The organism is uncultured Zoogloea sp. (genome assembly GCF_937894855.1).
GTDB classification, from domain to species: domain Bacteria; phylum Pseudomonadota; class Gammaproteobacteria; order Burkholderiales; family Rhodocyclaceae; genus Zoogloea; species Zoogloea oryzae.
Genome location: NZ_CALAYQ010000183.1, coordinates 1 through 10,193, shown reverse-complemented (window position 1 = coordinate 10,193; position 10,193 = coordinate 1). Strand labels below are relative to the sequence as shown.

Genomic DNA, 10,193 nt, shown 5'->3' with positions numbered 1-10,193 from the left:
GCCGTGAAGATCAGAACTGGATGCCGGACTTCTCGGCGACGGTGTGCATATCCTTGTCGCCACGGCCAGAAAGATTGACCAGCAGGACTTTGTCCTTCGGCAGGGTCGGGGCGAGCTTGGCCGCATAGGCCAGGGCGTGGGACGACTCGAGCGCCGGGATGATGCCTTCGAAACGGCAGAGATCGTGGAAGGCCTGCAGGGCTTCGGCGTCGGTGATCCCGACGTATTCGGCGCGGGCGCTGTCCTTGAGCCAGGCGTGCTCGGGGCCGACGCCCGGGTAGTCGAGGCCGGCGGAGATCGAGTGGGTCTCGATGATCTGACCGTCTTCGTTCTGCAGCAGGTAGGTGCGATTGCCGTGCAGCACGCCGGGGCGCCCGGCCGACAGGGAGGCCGCGTGCATGCCAGAATCGATGCCGCTACCAGCCGCCTCGACACCGACCAGACGCACGTCGGCGTGCTCGATGTACGGATGGAAGATCCCCATCGCGTTGGAGCCACCGCCCACGCAGGCGATCACGTAATCCGGCTGACGCCCAGCGAGCTCAGGCATCTGCTCGATGCACTCCTTGCCGATCACGGTCTGAAAATCCCGCACCATCATCGGATAGGGGTGCGGGCCCGCGACGGTGCCGATGATGTAGAAGGTGTTGCCGATGTTGGTGACCCAGTCGCGCATCGCCTCGTTGAGGGCGTCCTTGAGAGTCTTGGAACCGCTTTCGACGGGCACCACGGTGGCGCCCAGGAGCTTCATCCGATAGACGTTGGCAGCCTGGCGGCGCACGTCTTCGGAGCCCATGTACACCACGCACTCCATCCCGTAACGGGCCGCCACGGTAGCCGTGGCCACGCCGTGCTGACCGGCGCCGGTCTCGGCGATCACCCGCGGCTTGCCCATCCGCCGGGCGAGCATGGCCTGGCCGATACAATTGTTAACCTTGTGGGCGCCGGTGTGATTGAGGTCTTCGCGCTTGAGATAGATCTGCGCGCCCCCGAGCAGGCCCGACCAGCGCTTGGCGTGGTAGACGGGGCTCGGCCGGCCGACGTAGTGCTTGAGTTCGTATTCGAACTCGGCGACGAAGGCGGGGTCGTTCTGGGCCGCTTCGTAGGCCCGCCGAAGTTCGGTCAGCGCCGGGATCAGGGTCTCCGCGACGAACACGCCACCATAAGGGCCGAAATGGCCCCGTGCATCGGGTAGATCGTAGGGGGTATCAGCCATGTGCATTTTGGACTCCGGCAACAAATTCGGTGATACGGGCGGCATCCTTGATTCCCTTGGCCGCTTCCACGCCGCTCGAGACATCCACCGCCCACGGGCGGACACGCCGGACAGCCTCGGCCACGTTGCCGGCATTGAGGCCGCCGGAGAGGATCAGGGGCAAGGGCAGCCCGGAAGGGATGAGCGACCAATCGAAGGTTTCGCCACCACCGCCATAGCCTTCCACGAACGCATCCAGCAGCAAACCCTGGGCCTTCGGGAAGGAAGCCGCGTATTTTAACAGATCGAACCCCTGCCGCATCCGCGCCGCCTTGATGTAGGGCCGACCAAAGCCGACGCAGTCTTCCTCGCGCTCGTCGCCGTGAAACTGCAGAAGCTGGAGCGGCACGGTTTTCAATGCATTTTCGACGTAATCCCGCCCCGCATTGACGAAAAGCCCGACGATCGTCACAAAGGGCGGCACGAGGCGCGCCAGCTCGGCGGCACGCTCGAAATCCACGAAACGGGGGCTCGACGGGTAGAAAACGAAACCGATCGCATCGGCGCCGGCTTCAACGACGGTGCGAACGTCCTCCTCGCGGGTCAGCCCGCAGATCTTGATTCGGGTTCGATGCACGTTCAGGGAAGCAGCAGTTGGGGAGCCGCGATGATACGCCCCCCGCCCGGCAGCGGCCACCGCGGCGGATACTCGACGCCGCACAGGTAGAGGCCATCCGGCGCGAAGGTCGGCGCCGCGATCGTCCGGTTGCGCGCCGCGAGGAGTTCGCTCATCCAGCCCACAGGCTTTCGCCCCATTCCCACGTAGACCAGCGACCCGACCAGATTGCGGATCATGTGATGCAGGAAGGCGTTGGCGTGGAAATCGAAGAACACCACATCACCCCGCCGCTCCACCTCGACCGAATGCATCAGGCGAACCGGCGACCTGGCCTGGCATTCCGCTGCACGGAAAGAGGTGAAATCGTGCTCACCGATCAGGCAACTCGCCGCCTCGCGCATCGCAACCACGTCGAGGTCACCGTGAGTCCAGCCAACCCGCCCACCCAGCAGGGCCGGCCGGACCCGCCGATTGAGCAGCACATAGCGATACCGGCGGGATTCGGCACTGAAGCGCGCATGGAAATCATCATCGACCTCTACCGCCCACAGCACCCCGATGCTTGCCGGCAGATGGCTATTCACGCCGCGAACCCAGGCCTCAAGGGGGCGACGGGCCGAGGTATCGAAGTGCGCGACCTGGGTTGTCGCATGAACGCCCGTATCGGTGCGTCCCGCGCAGACGAGTTGCACCGGCTCAAGGGCGATCTTCCGGAGCGCGATCTCGAGGGTGTCCTGCACCGTGCGTCCGTGGCGCTGAGTCTGCCAGCCCTCGAAGGCGTTGCCGGCGTATTCGATACCGATCGCGACCCTCACAGGCTCGCTCCAAAGACGATTGCCGTCGTCAGCGCGGCCATCACCAGCCAGTCGGACCAGCGCAGCGCGGCATGCTCCACCAAAAGTGGCTCGATCGCCCCATCAAACCGGGGCGCATCCAGCAAGGCCCGCCATCCGCCTTCCGGCGGCGACTCGACGTAACGAAAGACCAGCAACACCCGAACGGCCAGGCGCTCGACGGACAAACCAAGCATGGCCAGCGGTGCCGCCAGCACCATCAAACCAGACACCATTGCCCGCTCACCTGTCCGCTCCAGGAGCACCGCCACGAGCATCACGACGATCGCGAGACGAAGACAGTGCTGGACTGCCAGGGCTGCACCCTCCCAGGTGGGCCCCGCACGACCTGCCCAGGGGGCCATCGCCTCACCCGGCGTAAAGAAAGCAAAGAGAATCACGAGAACCAACATGAGAACGCGAACCCGCCGCAGCAAGCGCCGGGCCTTTGCCGGAGCAAGCCAGAGCGAAGCCACCAAAACGACAAGCCCGAAACCCCACAACGCGGGACCTCGGGCAAGCTGGGAGAACACAACCAACGAAACCCAGAACACGATTCGCGTCGCCGGGTGAAAAAGCGTATGCACCAGAGCAGATGAAAGGCCAAGGGGGCTGTCACCAGCCCCCTTCTTCAATCAGGAGAGACGGGCAAGAATCACGCGCGCCTCATCTTGCTGGCGCCCCGACCCTTCCCGAAGGACTTCCTCAACCAGTTCCCGCGCGCCGTCCTTGTCACCCATCTCTTCGTAGGCACGGGCCAGTTCGAGCTTGGTGGCAACTTCCTGCTGCAGATCGAGATCAAGAGGCGGCTCGGTCGGCGGCCCTGCATCAGGCAGCTCTGCGGGAGGCAGCTTGAAGTCGAGGTTGGTGGAGCTCATTTCAGCCGAAAGCGGCTTGCCCACGCCCTTGGTGTCGGCCTTGTCGTCGAGTTCGAAATCGAAATCGAGCAGGCTGCTATCGAAGCTGGTGCGTTCCAGATCGACCGTTGCCGAATCCACCGGCTCGCGTAGCGCATCCTCGGCCAGCGTCGCGGTGAGATCCACATCGACCGTCGAATCGCCCGATTCCGCGTTGGTTTCACCGAATTCGGAACTCAACTCGAAATCGAGATCACTCGGGTCAGGCAGGTTGAAATCGCTGGAAAGACGCTGGGGCCGCGTCGAGGTGGACTCGAGATCGCGTGCCATGGCATCGCCTGCCACCAACGTCGAGCCCATTGCGCCGACGGACTGATCGAAGCCAAGATCAAAATCCAGACCGCTGCTGGAAGTCGGGGAACTGCTGTTGAGCGCAACAGTTCGGGCGCTGTTCGCGTCGTCGCCCGAGTTCAGATCAAGATCGAAGTCCAGTACGGCCGGTTCGATACGTGCGGGCTCGGAGGGCTGATGGGTGTCACTGACAGCCCGATCGATGTCCTCCATGCTCGTATATTGATTGAGATCACCAGGCAGCGCCCAAGTATCTTTCAGCTGGGAAGGCGACTCAAGGGGATCTTCGCCAGCGGGCGCAAGCGGTAGCGGCTCATTGGCCATGAACGCCGGGGCCAGTGCCGGGGTGCGGGCTGCGCCAGCCTGCACGAAACCAGTCGCGGCTGCGCTGACACCAGCAACCGTGTGCGGCCCCTGCGGTACTGGCGCGACCGGCGCCGTGCCCGGAGCGGGAATGCGGTAGAGCGGGCTGTCGGGATCAACCTTGCGACCCAGCGCTGCTGCCTTTTCCCAATCCTGACCATTACCGCCGGTCAGCGAATACAGTTCGGTCGCCGTGGTTTCGAACTGCTTGAGGTTCTTGCGCTGGGCGTAGATCTCAAGCAGCTTGAGGTGCACGCCCGTGCGGCCCGGGTCGGTCTTCAGGGCGTCGAGCAGGATTTCTTCGGCCTGGGCATCACGGCCGTAGGCCATATATACGTCGGCTTCGGCCACCGGGTCGACACCTTCGTCGGTATCGATGGACGACAGGCCTGACTGGCTGAAATCGGTCTGAATCTGACTGCTGCTGCCGGTATCCACGCTCTGTCCACCGGCACTACCGAAGACGGAGCTGGAGCCGTCACCAAACTCGGACAGCGCCGGCGTAGTCGTCGGTGCGCCCTGCCCATTACGGCGCTGGTAAAGCTTGTAGCCGCCCCATCCGAGGAGCAGCGCCAGAACACCACCCGCACCGAGGTAGATGGACGAGTCGTCCTGCGTGGCCGCTGGCTGCACTTCCGGCGGCTTGGCCGGAGCAGGAGCCGGCTTGGGCGGTTCCGGCGGAGGCGGAGGAGCCGGCTTCGGCTCGACCGGGGGCTCGGGCTCCTTCGCAGGCACGGGGCGCTCGGGTTCGGGCGGAGGCGTCACGACGGCCGGCGCTGCAGCCGGCGCCTGCGCCACTACCGGAGGCGCCGGCTGCGTGGCTGCTGCTGCGGGTGCGTCCGACTGAATCTGGGCCATGCCCTGGCTCTTCAACTCGACGAGCCGCTGAAGCTCCTTGATGCTCTTTTCGAGTTCGGCCAGGCGGGTATTGGCTTCCCGCAGGGCCTTGTCGCGCGAAACGAGATCTTCCTCGAGGGCCTGCAGTCGCGCGACCGACTTCTCGCCGCCCGCACCGGCGCCGCGCAAGCCCTCTTCGCTCTTGGAAACCTTGAGTTGATCTGCCGAGCCGCCAGCGGCGGGGGCACGGTCTTCAACCTTGGCACCGATCTTTCCACCGCTGCCGCGCTGGGTGGGGGCTTCCTTGGCCGGCGCAGCGGCAGCCTGCTCGGCAAGCTTCTGGCGATAACGACCGAAATCGGACGAGTGAGCGACGACCTGCTGACGCCCGGCATCCCCCGCCCCCTGACGAACACCGTCGGCATCGGGAATGCGAAGGATCTTGCCAGCCTGGAGACGGTTGATGTCATCGCCGGCAAAGGCGGAACGATTGCCCTGGAACAGCGCCATCAGCATCTGCTCCATGGAGACGCCTTCGGGGCGATTCTCCATGGCAATGCGATTGAGTGTGTCGCCGGGCTGGACCACGTACGAACGCCCCGCGCCAGGTGCGGCAACGGCGGGACGGGCTGCGCGTGCAACCGCACGGCGCGGCACGATGGGCTCGGCGCGACCGTACGGGGTCTGGCGGCCATCAGGCAGGGCCACGGCGACGGGCGCGCGATTGACGCCGGTATCCGGCGGGTCGAGCAGGAAAGTGTATTCGCGGATCAGGCGCCCGGCGGACCAGTTGAGCTCGACCAGCATGTCAACGAAGGGCTCGTTGATCGGCCGGTCGCTGCTCACCTTGACGACGGCGCCACTGCCGCGGCGCTCGACGGTCATGCGAAGCCCGCTGACCGACGGGGAATAATCGATGCCAGCCTGCCGGAACGCCTCGGCTGAAGCGAGCCGTGCCGTCATGTTCTGGATTTCTTCAGGCGCAGCCGCGATCTCCACTTCTGCGCGCAGGGGCTGACCCAGACCGCTGAGGACCGTGATGCGCCCCAGACCGGCGGCACTAGCGCTAAGCGAAAGGGCGCCGATGGAAGCGGCAAGAAGGGTACGTTTGAGCCGACTTTTCACAAGAATCTTATGCACGAAGGCTGATCATCGAAATCGAGTTATCGATGAACATAACATCATGGGTTTGGGGAGGCAAGTTCAAGCGGTGTTCGAAGTCGCCACTAAATTACGATCGGCATAAAAAAGGCGGCTTGCGCCGCCTTTCTCGTCAAACTTTTCAGGCTTCGAGCAGGATTCGCAGCATGCGGCGCAGCGGCTCGGCCGCACCCCAGAGAAGCTGATCACCCACCGTGAAGGCAGAGAGGTACTCGCCGCCCATCGCCAGCTTGCGCAGACGACCGACCGGAACGGTCAGGGTGCCGGTGACGGCGGTGGGGGTGAGATCACGCATCGACGCTTCACGCTGGTTCGGGACAACCTTCACCCAGTCGTTGGCGGAAGCCAGCATGGCTTCGATCTCGTCGATGGGGATGTCCTTCTTGAGCTTGAGCGTGAGCGCCTGGCTGTGGCAGCGCATGGCGCCGATGCGCACACACAGGCCGTCGATGGGCACCATCGGGGCGCTGAAGCCTTCGCCACGACCGAGGATCTTGTTGGTCTCGACGCCGCCCTTCCATTCTTCCTTGGACTGACCGTTACTCAGATCCTTGTCGATCCACGGGATCAGCGAGCCGGCCAGCGGCACGCCGAAGTTGGACGACGGGAAGGCGTCATCGCGCATGGTGCCCGCGACTTCGCGGTCGATGTCGAGGATGGCGGACGCGGGATCGTCGAGCAGCTCCTTGACGGAGCGGTTGAGTTCGCCCATCTGGGACAGCAGCTCGCGCATGTTCTGCGCGCCGGCGCCGGAGGCGGCCTGGTAGGTCATGGACGTCGCCCACTCGACCAGATCGCGCTGGAACAGGCCACCGAGGGCCATCAGCATCAGCGAAACGGTGCAGTTGCCGCCGATCCAGTCACGGCCGCCCTTGGCGAGGGAATCCTTGATGACGTTCATGTTGACCGGATCGAGGATGATCACGGCCTTCGGGTCCATGCGCAGCGAAGACGCGGCATCGATCCAGTGGCCGTTCCAGCCGGCAGCGCGCAGCTTGGGATACACCTCGTTGGTGTAATCGCCGCCCTGACAGGTGATGACGATGTCCATCGCCTTCAGTTCGTCGATGTTCTTGGCGTCCTTCAGCGCAGGAGCTTCCTTGCCGAAGTTCGGCGCCTTGCCGCCGGCGTTGGAGGTGGTGAAGAACACCGGCTCGATCAAGGCGAAGTCGTTTTCCTCGCGCATGCGCTGCATGAGCACGGAACCGACCATGCCACGCCAACCAACCAGACCCACTCTTTTCATTTGTATCCCCGATCAGACTTGAATGTTGTTTTGAATTGCTTACAGCGCAGCGATGACCGCGTCGCCCATTTCCCTGGTGCCGACGCGGCGGGTGCCCGGCTCGTAGATGTCGCCGGTGCGATAGCCGGCGGCCAGCACCTTCTTGACGGCGGTTTCGATGCGCGCGGCCTGGGTTTCGAGATTGAAACTGTAGCGCAGCATCATCGCGGCCGACAGCATGGTGGCGAGCGGATTGGCGATGTCCTTGCCGGCGATGTCCGGCGCGGAGCCGTGGCTGGGTTCGTACATGCCCTTGCCGGCCGCGTTGAGCGAGGCCGACGGCAGCATGCCGATGGAGCCGGTGAGCATCGAGGCTTCGTCAGAGAGGATGTCGCCGAACATGTTGCCGGTGACCATCACGTCGAACTGCTTGGGCGCGCGCACGAGCTGCATGGCGGCGTTATCCACCAGCATGTGGGAGAGCTCGACATCCGGGTAATCGGCCGACAGCTCGATCATCACGTCGCGCCACAGCTGGGTGGTTTCGAGGACGTTCATCTTGTCCACCGAGCACAGCTTCTTGTCGCGCTTGCGGGCGGCCTCGAAGGCCACCTTGCCGATGCGGCGGATCTCGGACTCGGAATAGATCATGGTGTTGAAACCGACGCGCTCGCCGTTCTCTTCACGGATGCCGCGGGGCTGGCCGAAGTAGATGTCGCCGGTGAGTTCGCGCACGATCAGGATGTCAAGGCCGGAGACGATCTCGGGCTTGAGCGACGAGGCGTTGGCAAGCTCGGGGTACAGGATGGCCGGACGCAGGTTGGCGAACAGTTCGAGCTGCTTGCGGATGCCCAGCAGGCCGCGCTCCGGGCGCTGGTCGCGGGGGTAGTTGTCCCACTTCGGGCCACCGACGGCGCCCAGCAGCAGCGCATCGGCCTCATCCGCCAGCTTGACGGTGGCTTCGGGCAGCGGGGTGCCGGTGGCGTCAACGGCGGCACCGCCGACGAGGGCGAATTCCGCTTCGAAATTGACGCCATCGCCGCGCAGCGCTTCGAGCACGCGCAGGGTCTGGTCCATGATTTCGGGACCGATGCCGTCACCCGGCAGAACACAGATCTTCATTGTTGATTTCCGTTTTTATCGTTGGTGAGCACCGGCAGCCCGCAGGCCGCCGGCACGATCAGGCAAACAGCCAGGGCTGCTCGATGCGGCGACGGGCTTCGAAGTCGCGGATCTTGTCGGCGTGACGCAGGGTCAGGCCGATGTCGTCCCAGCCGTTGAGCAGGCACTCGCGGCGGAACGGGTCCACATCGAAGGGGATCACCTTGCCATCGGGGCGGGTGATCGTCTTGGCGTCGAGATCGACGTTGAGCCGGTAGCCGGTGGTGGCGTGGCACTGGGCAAACAGCGCATCCACTTCGTCGGCCGCCAGCTTGATCGGCAGGAGGCCGTTCTTGAAGCAGTTGTTGAAGAAGATGTCGGCAAAGCTCGGGCCGATCAGCACACGGAAGCCGAAGTCTTCCAGCGCCCACGGAGCGTGCTCGCGGGAGCTGCCGCAACCGAAGTTGTCGCGGGTGAGCAGCACCTGCGCGCCCTGATAGCGGGGCTGATTGAGCACGAAGTCCGGGTTCTTCGGACGACTGGAGTTGTCCTCGCCGGGCTGGCCCACGTCCATGTAGCGCCATTCGTCGAACAGGTTGGGGCCGAAGCCGCTGCGCTTGATCGACTTGAGGAACTGCTTGGGGATGATCGCGTCGGTATCCACGTTGGCGCGATCCATCGGCGCCACGAGACCATCGAGTTTGGTGAACGGCTTCATTTACTTGACTGCCTTCTGGATGGCCTCGCCACCCTTTTCAATATCCTTGCCCAGACCCTGCACGGTGTTGCAACCGGCAAGCAGCCCGGCCAACACGGCGATCAGTGCGGTGAATTTGCGCATTGTCGAATCCTCCGCGATCAGGCCAGTTCGCGGACGTCGGCGAAGTGGCCGGCGATCGCGGCAGCCGCAGCCATGGCCGGGCTGACGAGGTGGGTACGGCCACCGGCGCCCTGACGGCCTTCGAAGTTGCGGTTGGAGGTGGACGCGCAGCGCTCGCCCGGCTCCAGGCGGTCGGCGTTCATGGCGAGGCACATGGAGCAACCCGGCTCGCGCCACTCGAAACCAGCGGCGACGAAGACCTTGTCGAGCCCTTCGGCTTCGGCCTGGCGCTTGACGAGACCGGAACCCGGCACCACCAGCACCAGCTTGACGTTGTCGGCCTTGCGACGGCCCTTGGCCACCGCGGCGGCAGCGCGCAGGTCTTCGATGCGCGAGTTGGTACACGAGCCGATGAACACCTTGTCGATGGCGATCTTGTTGATCGGCGTACGCGGCGTCAGGCCCATGTACTGCAGGGCGCGCTCCATGCCTTCACGCTTGACCGGATCCTTCTCGAGGGCCGGATCGGGCACGGTGCCGTCGATCGCGGCAACCATCTCGGGCGAGGTGCCCCAGGTGACCTGCGGCTTGATCTGCGCGGCGTCGAGCTCGACCACCGCATCGAAGACGGCGCCGTCGTCGGAATGCAGGGTGCGCCAGTATTCGACGGCACGATCCCAATTCTCGCCACGGGGCGAGAACGGACGATCCTTGAGATAAGCGATGGTCTGGTCATCCACGGCCACCAGACCGGCGCGGGCGCCCGCCTCGATGGCCATGTTGCAGATGGTCATGCGACCTTCCATCGACAGGCTGCGGATCGCGCTGCCG

The 10,193-nt window shown here is 64.5% G+C and carries 10 protein-coding genes; all 10 read right to left on the bottom strand.

From position 1 onward, the window contains the following. Nucleotides 1-10: 10 nt before the first annotated feature. The gene (trpB, locus tag Q0672_RS20185; protein WP_298625157.1) at nucleotides 11-1,222 is read right to left on the bottom strand and encodes a tryptophan synthase subunit beta; all 1,212 of its coding nucleotides are present in this window, start codon (nucleotides 1,220-1,222) and stop codon (nucleotides 11-13) included. After that, a complete protein-coding gene (locus Q0672_RS20180; protein WP_298625155.1) occupies nucleotides 1,209-1,832 on the bottom strand; it encodes a phosphoribosylanthranilate isomerase in 624 nt (207 codons plus the stop codon). Before Q0672_RS20180 ends, trpB begins: the two co-directional genes overlap by 14 nt. Nucleotides 1,833-1,834: 2 nt before the next feature. Further along, nucleotides 1,835-2,629, bottom strand: a complete 795-nt coding sequence (gene truA / locus Q0672_RS20175) for a tRNA pseudouridine(38-40) synthase TruA (protein ID WP_153160370.1) — start codon at nucleotides 2,627-2,629, stop codon at nucleotides 1,835-1,837. Continuing rightward, nucleotides 2,626-3,201 carry a hypothetical protein gene (locus tag Q0672_RS20170; RefSeq protein ID WP_194271139.1) on the bottom strand — a complete coding sequence of 192 codons (576 nt, stop codon included), beginning with the start codon at nucleotides 3,199-3,201 and terminating at the stop codon, nucleotides 2,626-2,628. The genes truA and Q0672_RS20170 overlap by 4 nt, the downstream gene beginning before the upstream one ends. A gap of 81 nt (nucleotides 3,202-3,282) precedes the next feature. Then, complete coding sequence (locus tag Q0672_RS20165) at nucleotides 3,283-6,195, bottom strand: FimV/HubP family polar landmark protein (protein ID WP_298625152.1); 2,913 nt, start codon at nucleotides 6,193-6,195, stop codon at nucleotides 3,283-3,285. A gap of 142 nt (nucleotides 6,196-6,337) precedes the next feature. Next, nucleotides 6,338-7,462, bottom strand: a complete 1,125-nt coding sequence (asd, locus tag Q0672_RS20160) for an aspartate-semialdehyde dehydrogenase (protein ID WP_298625150.1) — start codon at nucleotides 7,460-7,462, stop codon at nucleotides 6,338-6,340. 39 nt (nucleotides 7,463-7,501) lie between these two features. Continuing rightward, nucleotides 7,502-8,563, bottom strand: coding sequence for a 3-isopropylmalate dehydrogenase (leuB, locus tag Q0672_RS20155; protein WP_153160373.1), 1,062 nt, complete (start codon nucleotides 8,561-8,563; stop codon nucleotides 7,502-7,504). 58 nt (nucleotides 8,564-8,621) lie between these two features. Continuing rightward, on the bottom strand, nucleotides 8,622-9,260 hold the full coding sequence (gene leuD / locus Q0672_RS20150; protein ID WP_298625147.1) for a 3-isopropylmalate dehydratase small subunit: 639 nt from the start codon (nucleotides 9,258-9,260) through the stop codon (nucleotides 8,622-8,624). After that, nucleotides 9,261-9,383, bottom strand: coding sequence for an entericidin A/B family lipoprotein (locus tag Q0672_RS20145; protein WP_153160375.1), 123 nt, complete (start codon nucleotides 9,381-9,383; stop codon nucleotides 9,261-9,263). Between the two features lie 17 nt (nucleotides 9,384-9,400). Further along, a partial coding sequence (locus tag Q0672_RS20140) for an aconitase family protein (RefSeq protein WP_298625144.1) occupies nucleotides 9,401-10,193 on the bottom strand: 793 nt, incomplete at its 5' end.

What these genes read in the sequence shown, in the direction of transcription:
- trpB (WP_298625157.1), bottom strand. Translation starts at nt 1,222, where the DNA reads ATGCACATGGCTGATACCCCCTACGATCTACCCGATGCACGGGGCCAT.
- asd (WP_298625150.1), bottom strand. Translation starts at nt 7,462, where the DNA reads ATGAAAAGAGTGGGTCTGGTTGGTTGGCGTGGCATGGTCGGTTCCGTG.
- leuB (WP_153160373.1), bottom strand. Translation starts at nt 8,563, where the DNA reads ATGAAGATCTGTGTTCTGCCGGGTGACGGCATCGGTCCCGAAATCATG.
- leuD (WP_298625147.1), bottom strand. Translation starts at nt 9,260, where the DNA reads ATGAAGCCGTTCACCAAACTCGATGGTCTCGTGGCGCCGATGGATCGC.
- Q0672_RS20145 (WP_153160375.1), bottom strand. Translation starts at nt 9,383, where the DNA reads ATGCGCAAATTCACCGCACTGATCGCCGTGTTGGCCGGGCTGCTTGCC.